At 54.4% G+C, this 21,515-nt stretch carries 21 protein-coding genes; 3 read left to right on the top strand and 18 right to left on the bottom strand.

All coding sequences use genetic code 11. From position 1 onward, the window contains the following. Positions 1–13: 13 nt before the first annotated feature. From GH984_RS05110 to pilM, 12 genes are all read right to left on the bottom strand, one after another. Entirely contained in the window at positions 14–466 is a 453-nt protein-coding gene (locus tag GH984_RS05110; protein ID WP_153719115.1) for an NUDIX domain-containing protein, read from the bottom strand. Further along, positions 447–1,523 (bottom strand): uroporphyrinogen decarboxylase, encoded by a 1,077-nt coding sequence (gene hemE / locus GH984_RS05105; protein WP_153719114.1) that lies wholly within the window; start codon positions 1,521–1,523, stop codon positions 447–449. Before hemE ends, GH984_RS05110 begins: the two co-directional genes overlap by 20 nt. Next, on the bottom strand, positions 1,520–2,938 hold the full coding sequence (locus tag GH984_RS05100; RefSeq protein WP_153719113.1) for an FAD-dependent oxidoreductase: 1,419 nt from the start codon (positions 2,936–2,938) through the stop codon (positions 1,520–1,522). Before GH984_RS05100 ends, hemE begins: the two co-directional genes overlap by 4 nt. An 11-nt stretch (positions 2,939–2,949) precedes the next feature. Continuing rightward, positions 2,950–7,413, bottom strand: coding sequence for a glutamate synthase large subunit (gene gltB, locus GH984_RS05095; protein WP_369691946.1), 4,464 nt, complete (start codon positions 7,411–7,413; stop codon positions 2,950–2,952). 70 nt (positions 7,414–7,483) lie between these two features. Next, positions 7,484–8,656: a deoxyguanosinetriphosphate triphosphohydrolase gene (locus GH984_RS05090; protein WP_153719112.1), complete on the bottom strand. Its 1,173-nt coding sequence runs from the start codon at positions 8,654–8,656 to the stop codon at positions 7,484–7,486. Further along, a complete protein-coding gene (gene aroB, locus GH984_RS05085; RefSeq protein ID WP_253939124.1) occupies positions 8,649–9,749 on the bottom strand; it encodes a 3-dehydroquinate synthase in 1,101 nt (366 codons plus the stop codon). Before aroB ends, GH984_RS05090 begins: the two co-directional genes overlap by 8 nt. After that, positions 9,733–10,266: a shikimate kinase AroK gene (aroK, locus tag GH984_RS10890; protein WP_153719110.1), complete on the bottom strand. Its 534-nt coding sequence runs from the start codon at positions 10,264–10,266 to the stop codon at positions 9,733–9,735. Before aroK ends, aroB begins: the two co-directional genes overlap by 17 nt. Next, a complete protein-coding gene (pilQ, locus tag GH984_RS05075; RefSeq protein ID WP_153719109.1) occupies positions 10,263–11,366 on the bottom strand; it encodes a type IV pilus secretin PilQ in 1,104 nt (367 codons plus the stop codon). The genes aroK and pilQ overlap by 4 nt, the downstream gene beginning before the upstream one ends. After that, entirely contained in the window at positions 11,363–11,782 is a 420-nt protein-coding gene (locus GH984_RS05070; RefSeq protein ID WP_153719108.1) for a hypothetical protein, read from the bottom strand. Before GH984_RS05070 ends, pilQ begins: the two co-directional genes overlap by 4 nt. Continuing rightward, entirely contained in the window at positions 11,779–12,318 is a 540-nt protein-coding gene (locus tag GH984_RS05065) for a type IV pilus inner membrane component PilO (protein ID WP_153719107.1), read from the bottom strand. The genes GH984_RS05070 and GH984_RS05065 overlap by 4 nt, the downstream gene beginning before the upstream one ends. Next, a complete protein-coding gene (locus GH984_RS05060) occupies positions 12,315–12,860 on the bottom strand; it encodes a PilN domain-containing protein (protein WP_153719106.1) in 546 nt (181 codons plus the stop codon). Before GH984_RS05060 ends, GH984_RS05065 begins: the two co-directional genes overlap by 4 nt. 1 nt (position 12,861) lies before the next feature. Continuing rightward, positions 12,862–13,758: a type IV pilus biogenesis protein PilM gene (gene pilM, locus GH984_RS05055; RefSeq protein ID WP_172973170.1), complete on the bottom strand. Its 897-nt coding sequence runs from the start codon at positions 13,756–13,758 to the stop codon at positions 12,862–12,864. A 66-nt stretch (positions 13,759–13,824) separates the two neighbouring features. Between pilM and GH984_RS05050 the strand changes: the two genes are divergently transcribed. Next, on the top strand, positions 13,825–16,095 hold the full coding sequence (locus tag GH984_RS05050; RefSeq protein ID WP_153719104.1) for a penicillin-binding protein 1A: 2,271 nt from the start codon (positions 13,825–13,827) through the stop codon (positions 16,093–16,095). 20 nt (positions 16,096–16,115) lie between these two features. After that, entirely contained in the window at positions 16,116–16,718 is a 603-nt protein-coding gene (locus GH984_RS05045; protein WP_153719103.1) for a hypothetical protein, read from the top strand. On the opposite strand, the gene GH984_RS05040 is transcribed toward GH984_RS05045, so the two are convergent. Continuing rightward, entirely contained in the window at positions 16,715–18,016 is a 1,302-nt protein-coding gene (locus GH984_RS05040; RefSeq protein ID WP_153719102.1) for a citrate synthase, read from the bottom strand. The genes GH984_RS05045 and GH984_RS05040 overlap by 4 nt on opposite strands. 57 nt (positions 18,017–18,073) lie before the next feature. Then, positions 18,074–18,340 carry a type B 50S ribosomal protein L31 gene (locus GH984_RS05035; protein WP_153719101.1) on the bottom strand — a complete coding sequence of 89 codons (267 nt, stop codon included), beginning with the start codon at positions 18,338–18,340 and terminating at the stop codon, positions 18,074–18,076. A gap of 121 nt (positions 18,341–18,461) precedes the next feature. Between GH984_RS05035 and GH984_RS05030 the strand changes: the two genes are divergently transcribed. Further along, a complete protein-coding gene (locus GH984_RS05030; protein WP_153719100.1) occupies positions 18,462–18,842 on the top strand; it encodes a SirB2 family protein in 381 nt (126 codons plus the stop codon). A gap of 6 nt (positions 18,843–18,848) precedes the next feature. On the opposite strand, the gene GH984_RS05025 is transcribed toward GH984_RS05030, so the two are convergent. From GH984_RS05025 to rph, 4 genes are read right to left on the bottom strand one after another with little or no spacing between them, the layout of a single operon-like run. Then, a complete protein-coding gene (locus GH984_RS05025; RefSeq protein ID WP_153719099.1) occupies positions 18,849–19,031 on the bottom strand; it encodes a CPXCG motif-containing cysteine-rich protein in 183 nt (60 codons plus the stop codon). After that, on the bottom strand, positions 19,028–20,197 hold the full coding sequence (gene hemW / locus GH984_RS05020; protein WP_153719098.1) for a radical SAM family heme chaperone HemW: 1,170 nt from the start codon (positions 20,195–20,197) through the stop codon (positions 19,028–19,030). The genes GH984_RS05025 and hemW overlap by 4 nt, the downstream gene beginning before the upstream one ends. Further along, complete coding sequence (rdgB, locus tag GH984_RS05015; RefSeq protein ID WP_153719097.1) at positions 20,179–20,796, bottom strand: RdgB/HAM1 family non-canonical purine NTP pyrophosphatase; 618 nt, start codon at positions 20,794–20,796, stop codon at positions 20,179–20,181. The genes hemW and rdgB overlap by 19 nt, the downstream gene beginning before the upstream one ends. Further along, on the bottom strand, positions 20,793–21,515 hold the full coding sequence (gene rph, locus GH984_RS05010) for a ribonuclease PH (protein ID WP_153719096.1): 723 nt from the start codon (positions 21,513–21,515) through the stop codon (positions 20,793–20,795). The genes rdgB and rph overlap by 4 nt, the downstream gene beginning before the upstream one ends.

Below are 21,515 nucleotides of genomic sequence, written 5' to 3'. Positions count from 1 at the left end.
TAAAAACCGGATGCTAGGTAAGGCGCGTATAGGCCCAATCAAGCACTTGTTGTACGCGTGGCGCTGTTATTCGATAAGCTTCCGCGCGCTTTACCCAACGCCATTCATGATGTTCAGGAACTCCAAGTTCTGGTGCAATGCCCAGGACCACGTCTTTTGTTTGGGTAGAGGCTAAATAGTACCGGGCCACTTTACCCCGAGCGTAAGGGCCTGTTTCGATATAGTCTTCGCCCCAATCGAGCGATAGGTCGGTAATGCCAGTTTCTTCAGCCACTTCGCGGTAAGCGGCCTGCAGCGGTGTTTCGTTTTGTTCGGTACGGCCCTTGGGAAAATCCCAGTATTGATAGGCGCGCAGTAAAAGCAAGCGCCAGTCATTTTCATCACGACGAACCACAACCACGCCACAGGAGAGGATGCGTGGTGGGCGCTGATTGAGCGCCGCTGATTCAGCGTTGGTCGGGCACATGCCACTGTGGGCTGAGGTTATGCACGGCGTTGACCATTACCTCAACATGCTCGGGCGGAATCTGTGGGTGGATGCCGTGCCCTAAATTAAAAACATGGCCTGAGCCGTTGCCGTACTCAGCCAGCACGCGGGCAACTTCTTTTTCGATGACCTTGGGCTCGGCATAAAGCACGTTGGGGTCTAGGTTACCTTGCAGTGCAACCCGCCCTTGCGTGCGTTCGCGGGCTTCGTTTAATGGAATGGTCCAGTCTACGCCTAGCCCATCGGCACCGCAGTCGGCAATTTTATCAAGCCAAATCCCGCCGCCTTTGGTAAAGAACACCACGGGCACGCGACGGCCTTCGCGGTTGCGCTCAAGCCCGGCAATGACTTGCTTGGCAAAGGCTAAAGAAAAACGCTGATAGGCATCATGAGCCAAGGCGCCACCCCAGGTATCAAAAATCATTAATGCTTGGGCGCCGGCGGCTGATTGAGCATTTAAATAATCAATGACCGCGCTCGTGATTTTGCTTAGCAAGAGCTCAAGGGTGTCGGGGTCGCGATAGGCCATCCCTTTAATGTGGCGAAAGTCTTTGCTGCTGCCACCCTCTACCATGTAAGTGGCCAGGGTCCACGGGCTGCCTGAAAAACCAATTAATGGGACCTGTCCTTCTAGGCGGGATCGGATCAGGCTGACCGCATCGGTTACATAACCTAAATCGCGTGCAATATCAGGGGCAGGAAGTGCCTCTATTGCGGCCCGATCACGAACAGGGCGCTCAAAGCGCGGCCCTTCACCCTGCTCAAAATATAACCCCAAGCCCATGGCATCGGGCACGGTAAGAATGTCAGAAAATAAGATGGCGGCATCGAGCTTAAAGCGGCGCAATGGCTGCATCGTGACCTCGCAGGCAAGCTCAGGGTTGCGGCAGAGGTCCATAAAACTGCCAGCTTGCGCACGAGCGGCCCGATACTCTGGCAGGTATCGGCCTGCCTGTCGCATAATCCAAACGGGTGTGCGCTCGACGGGTTCGCGCAGTAGTGCGCGTAGCAACAGGTCGTTGTCTAGTGAGGTCATGCGTTCTCCGTAATGCCTAGCCAGGCCAGCATGCCTTTTGCTGCTTCGCGTCCTTCCCAAACCGCCGTAACAACTAAATCAGAACCTCTGACCATATCCCCCCCAGCAAAAACCTTTGGGTTGCTTGTTTGGTAAGGATAGTCACCTTGTTTGGCCACTTGCACGCGCTCGCGCTCATCGACTGATATTTTATGAGTTTCGAACCAGGCTGGTGGATCGGGCCGAAAACCAAAGGCAATGAGCACATGATCGGCCGGCAGGATTTCTTCACTACCGGGAATAACCTCTGGGCGGCGGCGGCCCCGTTCATCGGGGGCGCCCAAGCGGGTTTCCACCAGCTTTACGCCCTCTACGCGATCGGTGCCTACAATCTCAACCGGCTGCCGGTTGAACATAAATTTAACGCCTTCTTCCTTGGCGTTATGGACCTCACGGCGTGATCCCGGCATGTTTTGCTCATCGCGCCGATAGGCACAAGTCACACTAGCAGCGCCTTGGCGCAGCGCGGTGCGGTTACAGTCCATGGCGGTATCACCACCGCCAAGCACAACCACCCGCTTATCTGCCATATCGATGAAGTCTTCGGGCTGTTTTTCAAAGCCCATCATGCGATTAATGTTTGAAACTAAGTACGGTAGGGCCTCATAGACGCCCGGCATATCCTCGCCCGGAAAACCCCCACGCATGTAGGTATAAGTGCCCATGCCAAGGAAAACAGCGTCATATTCGGCTTCGAGCTCGGCGTAGGTAATGTCTTGGCCAATTTCAACGCCCAACCGGAATTCAACGCCCATGTATTCCATAATCTCGCGACGTTTGGCGATCACTTCTTTTTCCAGTTTGAACGGCGGAATGCCAAAGGTGAGCAGCCCGCCGATTTCGGGGTAGCGGTCATACACCACGGCAGAAACGCCATTGCGAACCAAAATATCAGCAGCGCCGAGCCCAGCCGGGCCAGCGCCAACAATGGCGACGCGCTTATCGGTGGGTACAACGCCGGTCATATCTGGCCGCCAGCCGCGCTTAAACGCCTCATCGGTAATGTATTTTTCGACCGAGCCTATCGTTACGGCACCAAAGCCATCGTTTAGCGTACAGGCACCTTCGCAAAGGCGATCTTGCGGGCAAACCCGACCACATACCTCGGGCAGTGTATTGGTTTTATGCGACAGCTCGGCTGCCTCAAATAAGTTGCCCTCGGCAATCAGTTTGAGCCAGTTCGGAATATAGTTATGGACCGGGCATTTCCACTCGCAGTAAGGATTGCCGCACTCTACGCAGCGATCAGCCTGAGCGGCGGCATGGTCGTTGCTGTAGTCGCCGTAGATTTCGCTAAATTGTTTAACTCGGGTGTCGGCCGATACCTTTTCAGGATCCTGCCTCGGAACATCAATAAACTGAAAATAATTACCCATAATGCGCTTTCTCAGGCTGCCTGACGCAGCGTATTCAAGACCTCGTTTATATCGGTTGCGCGTGGCTTAATGAGCCAGAAGCAGCCAACGTAATCGCGGAAGTTATCGAGGATTTGCTGACCCCAGTCAGAGCCAGTTTCAGCAACAAACTCCTGAATCGTGGCCCGCAAGAAGTCTCGGTGTTCAGTCATTGCCTCGGTCTGGACCCGACGAATATCAATTAGCTCGTGGTTATACCGATCAACAAAGCGGTTTTCCAAATCAAGAACAAAGGCGATGCCGCCGGTCATGCCTGCGCCAAAGTTTAGCCCGGTGGGGCCAAGCACGCAGACAACACCATCGGTCATGTACTCACAGCCATGATCGCCCACACCCTCAACCACGGCATGCGCGCCTGAGTTGCGCACGGCAAAGCGCTCGCCCGCTAACCCAGCAGCAAATAGCTTGCCACCCGTGGCGCCATAGAGGCAGGTGTTGCCAATAATGGTGGTTTCTTGGCTCACAAAGCGGCTTTCAGCCGGTGGCTGGATAACCAGTTTGCCACCCGCCATACCTTTGCCGACGTAATCGTTGGCATCGCCTTTGAGATACATTTCTAACCCGCCGGCATTCCATACGCCAAAGCTCTGCCCGGCGCTGCCCGTGAGGTTAACGCGAATGGGTGCAAGGCTCATGCCCAGGTTGCCATGCCGCTCAGCAATTTCTCCGGAAAGCCGAGCGCCGATGGAGCGGTCGTTGTTTTGCACTCGATAGCTAAATTCACCGCCGCTGGCCGCTTCGATAGCCGGCAGCGCATCAGCGACCATTTGCTCGGCAAGCTCACCGCGATCGAAAGGCACATTGCTCGGTGTCATGCAGTAGGCGGCTTTACTGGCATCTAAACCGCCGTCAGACAAAATGGGGCTAAGATCGAGCTTGCGCTGTTTTTCGGTTTGCCCCTCGGCACGTTCGAGCAAATCAATGCGGCCAATGAGTTCTTCGAGTGAACGAACACCCAATCGTGCCAACCATTCCCTCGTTTCCATTGCGACGAACGTAAAGAAGTTGGCCACCCGCTCTGGCGTGCCAATGAAGTGCTTCATGCGCAGCACTTTTTCCTGCGTTGCAACGCCTGTTGGGCAGTTATTTAAATGGCAAACGCGCAGATACTTACAGCCCATGGCCACCATCGGCGCGGTGCCAAACCCAAAGCTCTCAGCACCTAAAATAGCCGCTTTAATCACATCTAACCCGGTTTTCATACCGCCATCGGTTTGCAGACGAATTTTGTCGCGCAAATCATTGGCGCGCAGGGTCTGATGCGTCTCAGTCAGCCCAAGCTCCCACGGTGTGCCGGCATATTTAACCGAGGTGAGTGGGCTAGCGCCCGTGCCACCGTCATAGCCCGAGATGGTAATCAGATCGGCATACGCTTTGGCAACGCCAGCAGCGATGGTGCCAACGCCTGGCCCAGAGACCAACTTGACCGACACCAGCGCATTCGGATTGACCTGCTTGAGATCGTAGATCAGCTGCGCTAAATCTTCGATTGAGTAAATGTCATGATGTGGCGGCGGAGAAATTAGCGCCACCCCTGGCTTGGAATAACGCAGCCGGGCAATCATGTCATTGACCTTATGCCCTGGCAGCTGCCCGCCTTCGCCGGGCTTGGCGCCCTGAGCGATTTTGATTTGCAACACCTCGGCATTACGCAGGTAGTAAGGCGTTACACCAAACCGGCCTGATGCGATTTGCTTAATTTTCGACATCCGCTCGTTGCCGTAGCGCTTTTCATCTTCGCCGCCTTCGCCAGAATTAGAGCGCCCACCCAGGCGATTCATGGCAATGGAGAGAGCCTCATGCGCCTCGGGTGACAAAGCACCCAAAGACATTCCCGCCGAGTCGAAGCGCTTGAGAATAGACTCAAGCGGCTCCACCTCTTCAATAGGGATGGGGGTGGTGTCTTTTAACTGCAAAAGATCGCGCAGCGCGCTAACCGGGCGCGTATTGACCGTTTCGGCATACACCTTGTAGCGCTCGTAATCACCCGTGTATGCGGCTTCCTGCAGTGATGCCACCACATCAGGGTTGTACGCATGGTATTCACCGCCATGCACATACTTCAGCAGGCCACCTTGCTTGATTGGCTGACTGCCGCGCCATGCGCTGGCATGCAGGGTGCGCTGATCCATCTCCAAATCATCAAAATCAGCGCCTTCGATACGCGAAGTGGTACCAATAAAGCACAGATCAATGACCGAATGATGCAGGCCAACAATTTCAAAAAGCTGCGCACCGCGATAGCTGGTGATGGTCGAAATGCCCATCTTTGAGAGGATTTTGTAAAGCCCTTTGTTAAGCCCTTTGCGATAGTTGCGCAGCAAATCAGCGAGCGGTACGCCCTTTATTTCACCCGTGCGCAACTGATCTTGAACCAAATCATAAGCCAAATAGGGGTAAATGGCCGTAGCGCCATAGCCAATGAGCACGGCGCATTCATGGCTATTGCGCGCTGTGCCCGTTTCTAGCACTAGGTTGGCATTGCAGCGCAATCCCGTTTTAACCAAATGGTGATGGATAGCACCGGTTGCGGGCAGGGCGTGAATGGGGATTCGGTTTTCATCCACCGCACGGTCTGAGAGCACCAACAAGCTAGCGCCATCGCGCACGGCTTTTTCGGCAACCTGACAAAGCGCGCGAATCGCATCTTCGAGCCGTTCATTTAACCCATAGCTTAGCTCAAGGCGGCATATGGCCTCGTCCTTCTCATGCTCATCAAGTAAGCCTAAGAATTTGCCATCAGACAGAATGGGCGAGTCTACAACCAAACGGCGAGCATGATCTTCCACTTCCTCAAACAGGTTCTTCTCCGCCCCAAAGCAGGTTTCTAAAGACATCACAATCTGCTCACGCAGCGGGTCGATTGGCGGGTTGGTAACCTGCGCAAATTGCTGGCGGAAGTAATCATAAAGCGGGCGTACTTGGCGGGAAAGCACCGGCATGGGCGTGTCATCGCCCATTGAGCCCACGGCTTCCTGGCCCCCCATAGCAAGAGACCGAATAACAATATCGCGCTCTTCAAACGTCACGCCAAACTGTTTTTGGAAAATATCCAGCGTTTTGGGTGGCACCGGCTCACGCTCGCTGTCGCGATTGACCAACGAGGGCACATCACGGGCATGTGCGGTTAGCCAGCGCTTGTAAGGGGCGCGATTTTTTAGCCGGTCATCAATCATCTCGGGCAATAAAAGCTCGCCGGTTTGGGTGTCTGCCGCTAGCATTTCGCCTGGACGCAGCCGACCTTTTTGAACCACATCTTCGGCGGCATAATCCCAAACGCCAACCTCAGAGGCGAGCGTGATATGCCGATCGTTGGTAATCACCCAGCGCGCTGGGCGCAGTCCGTTGCGATCGAGTGCGCAGGCGGCATGGCGGCCGTCTGTGAGTACGATGCCGGCCGGGCCATCCCAAGGCTCGATATGCTGGGAGTGGAATTCATAAAACGCCCGCAAATCGGCATCCATCGTTTCGACGTTTTGCCAGGCTGGCGGAATTAATAAGCGCAGGGCACGAAAGATATCCATGCCCCCAGTAATAAGCACATCTAGCATATTATCGAGGCTTGATGAATCAGAGCCGGTGAGGTTGACCAGGGGCTGAATAGCTTCGATATCTGGCAATAATGGTGTTTTAAACCGACTGGCACGCGCCAGCGCCCAGTTACGGTTGCCCTGAATCGTATTAATTTCGCCGTTGTGCGCCAAATAGCGAAACGGCTGAGCAAGCCGCCACTGTGGCAGAGTGTTTGTTGAAAAGCGCTGATGGAATACCGCTAAGGCCGTTTCAAGCCGCGGATCCTGTAAATCTTTGTAAAACACCGCCAGATTTTCTGGCATGACCAAGCCTTTGTAAGACAACACCCGTGAAGACAGGCTTGGGATATAAAAGTCTGGATCGGTGGTTTCGAGCTGTTTTTCAGCGCGACGGCGGGCCATAAACAGGCGGCGCTCAAATTCAGGCTCTGTCATTTCGCTTGGCGCATTCACATACACCTGCTCAATGATGGGCAGCGTGCTTAGTGCCTGCTCTCCGCAAGCTGAAGGGTCAGTGGGCACGGTGCGCCAACCAGCAGCTGGTACTTCATAATGCGCAAGTGCTTCTTCAACCGCTTGCTTGGCCGCCTCAGCAACAGCCACTTCTTGCGATAAAAACACACAACCCACAGCAAACTGATCAGCAACCGTTAGGCCGATTTCATCGGCCGCTTGGCGCAGGAAACCGATAGGCGGCTTAATTAATAGCCCGCAGCCATCGCCACTTTTGCCGTCGGCCGCTACTGCGCCACGATGCGTCAACCGGCCGAGTGCGGAGATGGCAGTCTCTAACAGCCAGTGGCTCGGTTTACCATCCATGTGCGCAATCAGGCCAAAGCCGCAGTTATCGCGCTCAAATTCGGGACGGTAAAGTGACGGACGAGTAAAGGGAAGTTGCCTCACACAAACTGCCTCTTGGGTAGTGGATTTTTGATAGACAAATGGGCAGGTAATATAGCTTGATTGGCTATTTTCAGCAACCAAAGCCTGCCTGAAACAAGCGGTCGTGCTCGGCAATTGCGAACCGATCCGTCATCCCCGCAATGTAGTCGGCCACCACTCTTGCCTGCCCTCGCGGCCCACGCTGACGCGCTCTTTCAGTGGCGTCGTTTCTAAACGAAGTGGGCAACAGCGCGGGGTCATTCATAAACGCATCAAACAGCGCGGTGACTACTTGATGGGCCTTAATGGTCATGCGATGCACCCGATAATGCCGATAAAGATGCTCATGTAAATAGCGCTTGAGCGCATGATGCCGAGTTTGCATGTCATCGCTAAAACCAATGAGCGGCTTTTTTAATTGACGCACGGCGTCTGCCGAATCAGGGGCAAGCTCAGCAATCCGTTGCTCAGTGCTGTGAATTAAGTCGTGGACTTGATCGGCGATTAGGTCACGAACAATCTGATGCACTAACCGCCGATCTTTTAAGGTGGGGTGTTTTTTTAAAGCAGCCCGCGTTAGTGCGTCTATCCACTCAACTTCTCGCAACTGCTCTAGTTCGAGCAATCCGGCGCGCAGGCCATCATCAATGTCGTGGCTGTTGTAAGCAATTGAATCGGCAATGTTGGTTAGCTGGGCTTCGAGTGCTGGTTGAGTGCCATTTAAAAAGCGTAAACCGACCTCGCCAAGCCGTTTGGCACGCTCAGGCGAGCAGCGTTTGATTAATCCTTCTCGCGTCTCAAACGTCAGGTTTAAGCCATCAAAATCGGCATAGCGGGTTTCTAGCACGTCTACTACGCGAAGCGACTGCAAATTATGTTCAAACCCGCCATAGTTGTGCATGCAAGCATCAAGGGCATCTTGCCCAGCATGCCCAAACGGGGTGTGGCCCAAATCATGGCCGAGTGCAATGGCCTCGGTGAGGTCTTCGTTAAAGCCCATCGAACGCGCAATGGTTCGGGCAATCTGCGCCACCTCTAGGCTGTGCGTTAGCCGATTACGAAACAGATCACCCTCATGATTCACAAAAACCTGCGTTTTATATTCCAGCCGCCGAAATGCAGCGCTATGAATAATACGGTCGCGATCGCGCTGAAAGGCATTGCGAATGTCTATGCCTGTTTCTGGATAGCGCCGGCCATGACTGGTAGATGGGCGAGATGCCCAGGGTGCCAAGCCAAGTGGATCTGCGCCGGGGCTAGCCATCACTGTATTCCTGGAGTGTTTCTAGCAGGGCAGACTCTGGATAATCTGCGCTCACCACGGCGTTACCCAGCCCTTTGAGTAAAACGAGGCGCAACTGCCCGCCTCGGTTTTTTTTGTCTCGCTGCATAAAATCAAGAAAAGTTTCGGGAGTGATTTGCGAAGGCGGCTCAATCGGTAAGCCTGCGCGCTGGATCAGCGCAATCCCCCGGGCGCATTCCTCAGCCGTAATCCAGCTCAGTCGTGCAGAAAGACGCAGCGCCATGCACATACCCGCCGCAATGGCCTCGCCATGCAGCCAGGGCCCATATCCGGTGGCGCCCTCAATGGCATGCCCAAAGCTATGCCCTAAGTTAAGTAATGCGCGCTGCCCCGCTTCTTTTTCATCGGCCTGAACAATGGCGGCCTTATTTTGGCAAGAGCGCTCCACAATGTAGGCCAATGCTTCTGTGTCTCGCGCAAAAACCTCCGGTAAATGGGCTTCTAACCATGCTAGGAAAGCCGCATCACCGAGTAGTGCGTATTTTATGACCTCGGCCATGCCGGCCCGAAACTCGCGATCTGGCAGGCTGCTCAGTAAATCTAAATCAGCGATGACGGCCTTGGGCTGATGGAATGCACCAATCATGTTTTTGCCGCATGGGTGATTAACGCCTGTTTTACCGCCAACAGAAGAGTCCACCATAGCCAGCAGCGTGGTGGGGATTTGCACAAAAGCCACGCCGCGCTGATAGGTGGCCGCCACAAACCCAGCTAGATCACCAATGACTCCGCCACCTAGCGCAACCAGGTAGCAGTCGCGATCAAACCCGTTGGCCAGCAGTTCATCGAACACCGGTAGCATCGAATCTAAACGCTTTGCTTGCTCACCATCCGGTAAAACACACGTGGCAACTTGCTTGGTGCCCAGCGATTTTACAAGGGCATCCAAATATAACGGGGCGATGGTTTCGTTGGTTACAACCATGACCTGATTGGCCGGTATCAGGGCATGCAGCAGCGATGAATCGGTAAGTAACTGCTGCCCGATTTCGATGTTGTAGCTACGCTCGCCTAAGGCAACCTCAACGCGGCGTGTTTTAGTGTGGGTCGACAATGCCTGATTCCTCCAGTGCCCGAGCGAGATCTTCAGCCAGTCGCTCTGGGTGCCCATCTTCGGTATCAATTACCCGATCAGCAAGTGCTTCATAGATTGGACCACGCGTTTGCATTAATGCACTAAGGCGAGTGGCGGGATCTTCTCCATTTAACATCGGCCGATTGGTGCCGTGGGTGCGCTTGATTTGGGTATCCAGCGTGGCGCGCAGATAAATAACCAGACCGCGCGCGCCCAAATGGCGTTGATTGTTGGGATCGATGACCGCGCCGCCACCGGTGGCCAGCACAATGCCTTTGCGTTGTGTTAGCTCATCAAGGAGCTGAGATTCACGGCGCCGAAAGCCCGATTCGCCTTCAATGTCAAAAATTCTTGGAATATCGACACCCGTTCGCTCTTCTAAGGCCGAGTCTAGGTCAATAAACTCAAGATGCAGGCGAGACGCCAAACGGCGTCCAATTGTGGTCTTGCCAGCCCCCATTGGACCCACCAAGAAAATGCGGTCATAAGATTTCATGGGGGTGATTCTAACGCGTTCCGGTGCTCGAGCGAGGGTTCAAGGATTCTGGGGGTTACAAAAACGAGCAGTTCGGTCCGATCATCCACTTTGGCGCGGCGGGTAAAAAGCCCGCCCAAAACAGGCAGGCGGGAGAGAAGTGGAACACGGCGCACATCTTCGCGCTGGGTTTGCTCAAAAACACCCCCCAGCACAACGGTTTCGCCATCGCCAACAAGCACATGCGTACGCACCGATTGGGTGTTAATTGCAGGGCCATCGGGGGTTTCCTCACCACGGCTATCTTGGTTAACGGCTAGCTGCAGTTGCACCTGATCATCTGGGGTAATGCGCGGGGTTACGACCAGGCCAAGCACGGCATCTCTAAACGCGATGCTGGTTGCGCCGCTGGAGGTGGCCTGCTCGAAGGGAATTTGCACGCCTTGCTTAATTTCCGCTTCCTGGCCGCTTGCGGTAACAACGCGTGGGCTTGAAATCACTTCGCCGCGGTTTTCTGTTTCCATCGCTGAGAGTTCAAGCTCAAGCAGTCGGCTGCCAATTCGTCCAATGGCCAGCCCAGCCGTGCCGGCAGCATTGGTTATAGGTAAATCAACCATTAACCCGCGATTACGAAACTGACTACCCGATTCGCCATCGGGTGTGCCGCTCATATCTTGGGCGTTAAAACGCACGCCAATGGCATTACTAAAATCACGCTGCGCAATCACGATTCGCGCTTCTATTAGTACTTGCCGAATGGGAATGTCTAGCTGCTCAACGAGATGGCGAATCTTTTCAAGCCGTGCTGGGGAATCGGTAATAACCAAGGTGTTGGTGCGTTCATCCACAAATAGGCTGCCGTTGGCCGAAAGCAGTCCGGCTGCACTTTGCGCGCCGTTAATAAGCTCCCTAAGCTCAGCGGCATTGGCATAGCGAATAGCAATGACCTGCATTGTGGTTTGCGCCTCGGGTGATTCTTCTGATTCTTCGCGCAGCGTATTGAGTTCTTCCATAAGGGCAGGTAGCTCGATATCCACTACATCGACGCGGATGTTTTCGTTGTCTTGCGCAAACGCGGTGGCAGCTAATAAAAGGGATAACAGCAATAGGATTATTCTCATCGAAGGGGCCTCCCCGTTTCGTTTGTGCGCTCAATGCGATGAATTTTTCCTGTCAGCGATAGCGCAATATGGCTTGGGTTGATGGCGTTCAGCTCAAGCCACTCGGAATAGGGGGCTGGATCACCCACCTGCAACGAGTGCAGCTGACCTTCGGGTGTTCGAATCAGCGCCCATACCTGGTCATCAATAAAAATTCGCCCCAGATACTCAAGGTCAATCGGCGTGACGCGCGTTAAATCAAAAGGGTCAGCGGGCGGTGGCATGGGCAAAGCCCAGTCTGATGATGCGGGGCGGTTTGGCAAGGGCTCAATGGCACCACCGGGCCTTTGCATAACATCGGCAATCCATGTCTCTAAATCAGGCACGGCCGGTTGATAACCCATCAATACTGCCATCAAAGCAATTCCGGCATTCATGGCGTGGCCTCGGTGTTGCCCTGCCAGTAGGTAATTAACGTGAGCCGAGCGCTAAGCGGCGTGATTTCAATGGTGTCTAACGTCACCATGCGGGAGAGCAAAGCCATTTGGTGAATAAACGTATAAATGCCTTCCCACTGGCCGCTAAGCGCAATTTCGATAGGAACAGCGGTATAAAACCCGTGCTCAGTGGCAGGGCGTGGGGTGAGCTGAATTACGCTAAGGCCATGGGTTTGCGCTTGGGTGTCTAATTCGGCAAGGAGGCTATCGAGCATGAGTTGCTCGGGTAGCTGCTCAAGTAGTTGAACATAGCGCGTCTGCATTTGCCGCAGTTGTGCTTCATAACGATTGAGGTTGGCTGCCTGAGCTTGTTGTTTCTGCAAAGCTTTGCGCAGTGATAACTCTGCACTTTGGGCAACGCTGAGCTGATTGGCTGCCGGCCCTCCAAAAAACGGCCAGCTCAGCAATAGGCCGGCAAGCAGCGCGATGCTTAGGAAGCAAAAGGTGATCAGGCGACGTTTAATAGGCAGTCTCATGGCAGTGCCTTTGCCCGAATATGAAAATGCTTAAGTGTGCTGTTGGGTTTTTGGGGTGCATCGATGGAAACCAGCGTGGCCTCGCCAAAATGCGCAAGCTGCTCGATGCGCGACATCAAAGTTGCCACGGCAGTGATTTGCTTGGCCGTACCGGTTAAATCGAGCGTATCGCCTTGCATCGACCAGCGCTGCAGGGTCAGCGTATCAGGCAGTGCCCAAGCGATGGCCGCAAAGCGTTGTAAGGGCTTTTCTTGATTATCTGCTAGCAATTGCAGCGTTGCCATACGCTCGGTCAGACGCTCTCGGGTGCCCTGTAAGTCGTCAATCGCGCTGATGCGCTGGTCAAGGCTACTAATCGCGGCTTCAAGGCGAAGATTACGCTGCAACTGCTCGTTATTTAAGGCGTGAATGCCCTGCGACCCTGCTACACCGAGCAGCAGCCCTAGTAGCAGCATTACAGCACTGCCGCTAAGTCTGAGTCTTAGCGTGCGTGCGCGCTGCATGGCTCGCCACGGCAGCAGATTGACACCGTTAATGGTCATGCTAGCCACTCGGTAGCGCCAGACCAACGGCGGTGATAAGCCGCGCAGCGGTATCGGGTTCTGGACAGCCTTTGAGGACTAACGACAAATCAGGCCGGCTAGCGGGCAACGCGGTTACCTGCTCAATGCGCGAAAGTAGATCAGCATCACTGGCCCGCCCGCCACCAATCATTAATTGTGCGGGTCCGGCGGTGGTGCCGCTGCCCGTGAATAAGGCTAGCAAACGCTTGACGGCATCCGCGGTTTGTTGGGAATCGCTCAAATCACCGTGTAATACCTGATCGCGAGCTTGCATCAATTGCCCGTTACTCAGAACAGTTAGGTTGAGTGTGTCTTCTCCTAAATCAACAATGCCGATGTTGGAGTGATCATTGGCTGACTGGCCCAGTTTGATTGCGCGAATCACCGCGTAGGCTTCTAGATCGATGCCGCCGGCCCTCAGTGCAGTGCCTTGTAATAATTTGGCCCGCTCATCTACGTTGCATTGGCGGGTGGCCGTTAGCGTTATCTGCTGGTCTTGGGCAGCGCAATAATCAACGCATAAGGGCTCGGTGGCACTACTAATCTGCTCCTCGGCTGCCAGGCTAACGCGGGCTTCAATAGCCATGGCATTTAAGCCGCTGGGCAAGGTGATTTGCCGAGTAGTTGCCGAAGCCGTTGGAATGGCCAAATAGGCAAATTGCGGGTGCTGCCGAAGTTTTTTGCAGGCAGCTTTAAGTGCGGTATTGACCAAAGAAACGCGGCGTATGTGTTTTGCCTCTACCGCGTCTTGTGGCAGAGGCTCAATCACATAATCCAGTAAAACCGGAGCCCGGCGAGGCGGGCTTTTGACAACCGCAACCTTTACAGCACTTGAGCCAATATCAACCCCCAGTCTTAGCTGCCTGCGATTCGGCATGAAGATCTGCGCAACCCGGCGTATACTTGCGTTCACTATTCTGACCGCTGGACGGTGCGTGCGCCCATGCCCCGAATTGTTCGACTGTTTCTGCATCTCTTGGCTGGCCTAGCTGCCCTCTCGTTGCTTTTAGTGGGTGGGTTTTTGGCGGCATACATTGCGTTGGCTCCTGGGTTGCCGAGCGTAGAAGAGGTGCGCAACGTTGAGTTACAGGTACCGCTGCGCGTGCATGCCGCTGACGGCACCCTCATGGCAGAGTTTGGCGAAATGCGCCGCACCCCCATTCGTTTTGATCAAGTGCCGGTTTCTCTTCGACAGGCGTTTATTGCCGCAGAGGACCAGCGGTTTTATCAGCATCCGGGGGTAGATTATCAAGGGCTTGTTCGCGCAGTCTGGTACCTAGTTCGCACTGGAGAAAAAGGGCCGGGTGGTAGCACAATCACCATGCAGCTGGCGCGCAATCTGTTTTTAACCCGTGAGCGCACCTACTTACGCAAAGTGCGCGAAATTATGCTGGCGCTGCGCATTGAAAGAGAGCTCGATAAAGAAACTATTTTTGAGCTGTATCTCAATAAAATCTATTTGGGTCAGCGTGCCTACGGCGTGGCCGCGGCTGCCCGGGTGTATTACGACAAACCGCTGGCCGACTTAACCCTTGCTGAGCAAGCCATGATTGCGGGCCTGCCAAAGGCACCCTCGGCGGCAAACCCGATTACCAATTCAGAGCGCGGGCTGCAGCGACGTGGGTATGTGCTTGGCCGCATGCTGGACTCTGGGTTTATCGATGAGCCCGCCTACCTGCGGGCCATGGCCGAGCCTGTTACCGCCCAGCGGCACTTGCGTCGCCCAGAATTTTCTGCGCCCTATGTGGCAGAAATGGCGCGGCAGTGGGTGGTTGAGCGCTATGGCGCAGATCAGGCCTACACCGCGGGTTTTGAGGTTTACACCACGGTTGACGTTACTCAGCAAAAAGCCGCCCAAGAGGCATTAGTGCGAGGTTTGCATGCCTACGACGAGCGGCATGGCTATCGGGGTGCGATCGAACAACTAGCGGTAGATACGCTCAATTCAGCCGAGCTGATTGAGGCTTTATCAGAAATACGCACCGCCGGCGCATTGCGTGCGGCGGTTGTTACCGAAATTGCTGAAAACGGCGCGCAACTGCTCACGGCTCAGGGAGACGAACTTGAGCTGCCATGGACTGGCGTGGCCTGGGCCAGTACGCAGCCTGCCGAGCTGCTATCACCCGGCGATGTGATTTATTTTCGTGAAACTACGAGTGGGTATCGATTGGCTCAATTACCACAAGCGCAGGGTGCAATCGCAGCATTGGACCCTGTCGATGGTCGGGTATTGGGGCTGGCTGGGGGGTATAGCTTTTCGCTGAGCTCATTTAATCGAGCCACGCAGGCGCGCCGCCAGCCAGGTTCTGCATTTAAGCCCTTAATTTACTCCGCCGCACTTGAGCATGGCATAACGCCGGCAACCATCATTAACGATGCGCCGGTGGTGTTCTCTGATGTTTCACTTGAGGGTGTTTGGCGGCCTGAGAATTATAGTGGTCAGGTGTTTGGGCCAACGCGTCTGCGTGAGGCTTTAATTCATTCCCGAAATTTGGTTTCAATTCGGGTATTACGCCAGATTGGCCTGCCGGCAGCGCTAGAACATATTCAAAAGCTGGGTTTATCCACCGAGCAAATGTCGCCCACGCTATCGTTGGCGCTTGGCGCGGCTGAAGTCACGCCAATGGAGCTAGCGGCCAGTTATGCCCCCTTTGCTAACGGAGGTCTGCGGGTTAAGCCGTGGTTTATTGAACGGGTGACGACTAAAGACCGAGAGTTACTGTTTGGCGTGCGTCTTGAGCGCGGAATCAGTGCGGGTAACGCTTGGTTAATGCGCTCAATGCTAGAAGACGTGGTGCGCGAGGGTACCGGGCGCAGCGCACTGCGTTTAGGCAGAGAGGATTTAGCCGGCAAAACTGGCACAACGAACGATCAAAACGATGCTTGGTTTGCTGGGTTTAATGGCGATGTTGTGGCAACTGCTTGGGTGGGCTTTGATGAGCTGCAGTCGTTAGGCCGTTATGAAACGGGCGGCCGCGCCGCATTGCCGATTTGGATTGATTTTATGGAGCAGGCGTTGGAGGGCAAGCCTAACACCAACTGGGTCAGGCCTCCCGGCGTGGTCACACTGCGTATTGATGCCGAAACGGGCGAACGAACATCACCAGAAAACCCTAATGCGCGGTTTGAGACGTTTCTTGAAGGTAGCCTGCCGCCACAGGGTGACGTTGCACGGCGTGAGACTGAGGGCAGTGACGCAGAACCCATCTTCTAATTTGAGAAAAGGATGCTCTAATGGCACGCGGTAGAGAATCACGTGATGCAAGAATGCGTGAGCGATTGACGCAAGAAGCGGCACGCATTATGGCAGTTGAGGGTGTGCGTGATTTCTCACAGGCAAAGCGCAAGGCGGCCGCGCATTTGGGCGCGCCCAGCACCACAAACCTTCCCCAAAACAAAGAAATACAGGCGGCGCTAGTTGAATATCAGCGCCTGTTTGGCGGTGAGGAACAAGCGCAGGCGCTACATGCCTTACGGCAAATGGCATTAGAGGCCATGGATTTTTTTGCTGCTTTTAGGCCCCGGTTAGTTGGCGAGGTGCTGGAGGGAACGGCCGCAGAAGGTGCGCCGATTGAGCTGCATTGTTTTGCAGATACGCCCGAAGACGTTGTCTTTTTTCTGATGGATCAGGGCATTCCGTTTGATACGGATCAACGACGTCTGCGCTTTGATACCGACCCCGTCACTTTGCCCTGTCATCGCTTTTTAGCGGGTGATGCTGAGGTTCAGTTGGTGGTCATGGATCCAAAAGGGCTTAGACAGCCCCCGCGCAGCCCAATTGATGGCCGGCCGATGCGGCGAGCCAGCCGTAGCCAGCTCGCCGAAATGCTTAACTAGCCTCTACGACGGTGCAACGGCACGTATTTGCGCCGGGCAGCACCCGTGTAAAGCTGACGTGGCCGTCCAATGCGCTGCTCTGGATCGGTTAGCATTTCCATCCACTGCGCAACCCAGCCCGGTGTTCTGCCGATAGCAAACATCACTGTAAAGAACTCGGTGGGAATCCCAAGTGCTCGATAAATAATGCCTGAGTAAAAATCAACATTCGGGTAGAGCTTGCGCTCAACAAAATAATCATCAGCCAAGGCAATTTCTTCAAGCCGCATGGCTAGCTCAAGCTGAGGATCGTTTCCTACCCCAAGCTCGTTAAGCACATCGTGGCAGGTTTTGCGAATGATGGTGGCGCGTGGGTCGTAGTTTTTATAGACCCGATGCCCAAAGCCCATCAGCCGGAATGGGTCATCTTTATCTTTAGCGCGGTCAATAAATTTTGGCACCGCATCAACGGAACCAATTTCGCTTAGCATATTTAGGACCGCTTCATTAGCACCGCCGTGTGCTGGGCCCCATAAGGCCGCACAGCCCGAGGCAATTGCCGCAAACGGGTTGGCCCCGGTGCTACCTGCCATGCGAACCGTGGATGTGCTGGCGTTTTGCTCATGATCGGCATGCAGAATCAGCAGCTGATCAAGCGCGCGCTCGGCCACTGGATTAATCTCATAATCTTCGCTGGGCCGAGCAAACAGCATATTGAGCAAATTGCCTGTGTAAGAAAGCTTGTTCAGCGGATGAACAAAAGGCTCTCCTACCATGTGTTTGAATGCGGCTGCTGCGATTGTTGGGATTTTGGCGATGATGCGATGTGCGCACAGCATGCGGTTTTCAGGGTCGTTAATATCGATGGTGTCGTGATAAAACGCCGATAACGAACCCACGACACCGGTGAGCATTGCCATCGGGTGTGCGTTGTAATGAAAGCCGTTAAAGAAAATCCGCAGGCTTTCATTCACCATGGTGTGACGCGTGATCGAATCTTCAAACCCAACCAACTCGCTTTGCGTTGGCAAATCACCATTAATTAGCAAACTGGCAACTTCCAAAAAGGAGCTTTGCTCAGCCAGCTGTTCAATCGGATAACCACGGTAAAGCAGGATGCCCTGATCACCATCGATAAACGTGATATCGCTTTGGCAGCTGCCGGTGGAGCTATAGCCCGGGTCGTAGGTAAAATAACCTAATTCCGATGACAAACTGCGAATATCAACCAGGTCAGGCCCGTGCGTGCCGCTTCTTACAGGTAGCTCAACACTTTTGCCTGTTTCATTATCAGTGACCGTGACGGTTTTTTCAGTCATGCGGTGCCTCCTGCTATCGTCTGACGAAAACCCCGGTGCAGTGCACCGGCAGTAAACCTACTGGCGGTTGCCACCGCGGGCCTTGTCGCCAAAGCGCCGGCGGAACTGATCCACCCGGCCGCCACTGGAGAGCGTGCGTTGCTTACCCGTGTAAAACGGATGGCTGGCACTGGAAATTTCGACCTTTACCAACGGATATTCCTGACCATCTTCCCATTGAATGGTGTCTTTGGTCTGGACCGTTGAACGGGTCTTAAACGAAAAATCAGAGGAGATGTCTTGAAACACGACCTCACGATATTCTGGATGAATCTCTTTTTTCATTGCGCTACTCGGTACGCTGCATTAACAGAACGCGGTATCTTAGGCGCTCGAGGGGATGCGTACAAGTCATTTTGCACTGCCGCATTACCAACTCATCAGTTAGCAACAAGAGATTGAATGAATGTCGTATATCGCGTTGAAGCATTTGCACACCACCGTTGTGACCCTGTCGCTGGTGCTCTTTTTGGCCCGTAGTGGCTGGATGGTGATGAATTCCAGCCTACTGCAAAAGACCTGGGTGCGTGTGTTACCGCATGTGGTGAATACCGTGCTTTTGGTCAGTGCTTTAAGCGTTGCCTGGATTGGTTGGCAATACCCCATGGTTAATCATCCCTGGATTACCGCTAAGGTGATCGCTTTAGTGCTTTACATTGTTTTTGGGGTGATGGTCTTTAAGCGTGATCGTTCTGCCGGCGTGCGGGTTGGTGCGTTTATCGGGGCCCTGGCAGTTTATGGCTATATGGTGCTGGTGGCATTAAGCAAGTCGGTGGTGCCGTTTTAAGGCGTCTTAGTCGTCATCGCGCCGCGTTTCTAGGTAAACCCCATCGGCGGTAACGGTAAGCCGGCACTCAATGGGCTGGCAACACACGGCGCAATCCTCAATGTAGGCTTGATTGCCTGCGGAACCGTCAACCACGGTTTCGTAGGTTTCTCCACAGTACGGGCAACTCAGCATGACGGTTTCGATCATGTTTGGGGTTCTACCACGAACAAGGCCAATAGATCATCAAGAAATCGGCTGCCCAAGGGCGTGGGTTTAAGCCAATCAGGATTGGGATCGATCCAGCCATTATCGCGCGCAATGCTAAGACCAGGCTCAAAGGCAGCAGCTGTTAAACCGGTGCGGGTAATTGCCGCGTCTAGCGATGTTCCGCGGGTTAGTCGCAATGCGTTCATCAGATATTCAAGTGGGCGCTGGTCTGGGCTCACTTCATGGGTTTCAGCAATAGCCTCTGGTGTACCGGCTAACGATTGGTAAAGGCGAGGCAGGCGTACACGCTGGTAGCGACAGATTGAGCCATCTGGCTGGCTAACTTTGCCATGGGCTCCCGCGCCCAGCGCCAAATAATCGCCAAACTCCCAATAGTTAAGATTATGACGGCATGCCTGATCTGGCGTGGCCCATGCCGAAATTTCATAGCGTTGTAAGCCGTGTTCGGCAATACGCTCAGCGCAGGCGGCTTCGATGTCTGCGCGTTTGTCATCATCGGGCAGTTGTGGGGGGCGGTTAAAAAAGGCCGTGCCCGGCTCAAGCGTTAATTGATAATGCGATAAGTGAGTTACCCCCAGCGCAAGGGCCTGTTCAACATCGGCCAGTCCGGCAGCCAGCGTTTGATTGGGTAAACCATGCATTAAATCGACGTTGATTCGGTTAAATCCGACTGACTGTGCTGTTTTAATCGCTTGGATGGCGGCATCACCATCATGGATGCGCCCCAGCGACTGAAGATGTGCTGAGTTAAAACTTTGTACGCCAATCGATAGGCGATTAACACCAGCCGCAAGAAAACCCCGAAAGCGGTTTGCCTCGGTGGTGCCGGGATTGGCCTCGAGGGTAATTTCGATGTCTTTGGCAAATGGAATCTGCTTTTCCAGATGTTCAAGGACGTGCTGAATGGCGCTGGCGCTAAATAAACTCGGTGTGCCGCCGCCAATAAAAATACTGCTTAGTGGTCGGCCATTAGCGCGCTCGGCCTCGGCAGGAATATCTCTTAAAATCGCGGCTGTGTATTCCTGCTCAGGTAATTCGCCACGCAAGGCATGCGAGTTGAAATCGCAATAGGGGCATTTTTGCACACACCATGGCAGGTGAAGGTATAAGCCAAGCGGCGGTGGTGTTAGACGTGCGATGTCCATTCCTGCTCTAAAGCTTGGCGTAAATCTCGAAGGGCTTGGCCACGATGGCTGCAGCGGTTTTTAGTGGCTGAATCCAGCGCCGCCGCGGTACATTGATGCTCGGGTAAGTAAAAATGCGGATCATAGCCAAAGCCTCCGGTTCCAGAGGCTGTTTCAACCACTTCCCCCTGCCAAACGCCCTCAGCAATTAGGGGTGCTGGATCAGCGGCATGCCGCAGGTACACTAAAACACAGCGGTAGTAAGCCAGCCGTTCATTCGGCGCAAGATCGAGCAGTGCATCAATCAAATGCGCATTATTTTGTTCATCATCGGCATCAGGCCCAGCCCAGCGTGCGGAATAAACACCGGGTTCACCGTCAAGCGCCGGAATTTCCATGCCCGAGTCATCGGCAATGGCCGGCAGCCCGGTATGTGCGCAGGCGTTGCGGGCTTTGATAATGGCGTTTTCGACAAACGTGGTGCCAGTCTCAGCCGCCTCGGGTACGGCCCAATAAGATTGCGGCCGTACTTGCGTGCCAAAATTAGCCAGTAGCATATTAAATTCGGCCACTTTTCCTGGGTTGCCAGTGGCTAAAACAATGCTGGCCGGCACCGTCATAGGGCCTGCTCCAGTGCCTCGCGTTGCAGTTTGATTAGGGTTTCTATGCCGTCGCTGGCTAGATCCAGCAACGTATTGAGCTCTTCGCGCCGAAAGGCATGACCTTCGGCGGTGCCCTGTACCTCGATGAAATGTCCGGCGTCATTCATCACCACATTCATGTCGGTTTCAGCTTCTGCGTCTTCTGCATAATCCAGATCAAGCACGGGCGTGCCGGCATGAATCCCTACCGAAACGGCGGCCACTTGGCCGTGCAAAGGGTTGCGGCGAATACGACCAGCGCGCAAAAGCGTACCAACGGCATCGGCTAGGGCAACATAACTGCCGGTAATGGCGGCGGTTCGTGTGCCGCCGTCAGCCTGCAAAACATCACAATCAACCACAATGCGACGCTCGCCTAGCGCTTCTAAATCAACAATGGCGCGCAGCGACCGGCCGATGAGACGCTGAATCTCAATGGTACGTCCCTGCTGTTTGCCACGGCTTGCTTCACGATCAGTGCGGGTATTCGTTGCGCGTGGCAGCATGCCGTACTCGGCCGTGACCCAGCCGCGTCCGGAGTTACGCAGCCAGGGTGGCACTCGTGACTCGACAGAAGCGGTGCAAAGTACGCGGGTGTGGCCGAACTCCACAAGGACCGAGCCTTCTGCATACTGAGTAAAACCGCGCGTCAAGCGAACGGCGCGAAGCTGGCTTGGTGACCGGCCACTAGGGCGCAT

The organism is Spiribacter salilacus (assembly GCF_009649225.1).
In the GTDB taxonomy this organism is placed as follows: domain Bacteria; phylum Pseudomonadota; class Gammaproteobacteria; order Nitrococcales; family Nitrococcaceae; genus Spiribacter; species Spiribacter salilacus.
The sequence above is the reverse complement of the archived record's forward strand: the minus strand, read 5'-3'. Positions and strand labels throughout refer to the sequence as shown.

Coding starts and splice junctions, on each gene's coding strand:
- GH984_RS05110 (WP_153719115.1), bottom strand. CDS start 466: ATGTGCCCGACCAACGCTGAATCAGCGGCGCTCAATCAGCGCCCACCA.
- hemE (WP_153719114.1), bottom strand. CDS start 1,523: ATGACCTCACTAGACAACGACCTGTTGCTACGCGCACTACTGCGCGAA.
- GH984_RS05100 (WP_153719113.1), bottom strand. CDS start 2,938: ATGGGTAATTATTTTCAGTTTATTGATGTTCCGAGGCAGGATCCTGAA.
- GH984_RS05090 (WP_153719112.1), bottom strand. CDS start 8,656: ATGGCTAGCCCCGGCGCAGATCCACTTGGCTTGGCACCCTGGGCATCT.
- aroK (WP_153719110.1), bottom strand. CDS start 10,266: ATGAAATCTTATGACCGCATTTTCTTGGTGGGTCCAATGGGGGCTGGC.
- pilQ (WP_153719109.1), bottom strand. CDS start 11,366: ATGAGAATAATCCTATTGCTGTTATCCCTTTTATTAGCTGCCACCGCG.
- GH984_RS05070 (WP_153719108.1), bottom strand. CDS start 11,782: ATGAATGCCGGAATTGCTTTGATGGCAGTATTGATGGGTTATCAACCG.
- GH984_RS05065 (WP_153719107.1), bottom strand. CDS start 12,318: ATGAGACTGCCTATTAAACGTCGCCTGATCACCTTTTGCTTCCTAAGC.
- GH984_RS05060 (WP_153719106.1), bottom strand. CDS start 12,860: ATGACCATTAACGGTGTCAATCTGCTGCCGTGGCGAGCCATGCAGCGC.
- pilM (WP_172973170.1), bottom strand. CDS start 13,758: ATGCCGAATCGCAGGCAGCTAAGACTGGGGGTTGATATTGGCTCAAGT.
- GH984_RS05050 (WP_153719104.1), top strand. CDS start 13,825: ATGCCCCGAATTGTTCGACTGTTTCTGCATCTCTTGGCTGGCCTAGCT.
- GH984_RS05045 (WP_153719103.1), top strand. CDS start 16,116: ATGGCACGCGGTAGAGAATCACGTGATGCAAGAATGCGTGAGCGATTG.
- GH984_RS05040 (WP_153719102.1), bottom strand. CDS start 18,016: ATGACTGAAAAAACCGTCACGGTCACTGATAATGAAACAGGCAAAAGT.
- GH984_RS05035 (WP_153719101.1), bottom strand. CDS start 18,340: ATGAAAAAAGAGATTCATCCAGAATATCGTGAGGTCGTGTTTCAAGAC.
- GH984_RS05030 (WP_153719100.1), top strand. CDS start 18,462: ATGTCGTATATCGCGTTGAAGCATTTGCACACCACCGTTGTGACCCTG.
- GH984_RS05025 (WP_153719099.1), bottom strand. CDS start 19,031: ATGATCGAAACCGTCATGCTGAGTTGCCCGTACTGTGGAGAAACCTAC.
- hemW (WP_153719098.1), bottom strand. CDS start 20,197: ATGGACATCGCACGTCTAACACCACCGCCGCTTGGCTTATACCTTCAC.
- rdgB (WP_153719097.1), bottom strand. CDS start 20,796: ATGACGGTGCCGGCCAGCATTGTTTTAGCCACTGGCAACCCAGGAAAA.
- rph (WP_153719096.1), bottom strand. CDS start 21,515: ATGCGCCCTAGTGGCCGGTCACCAAGCCAGCTTCGCGCCGTTCGCTTG.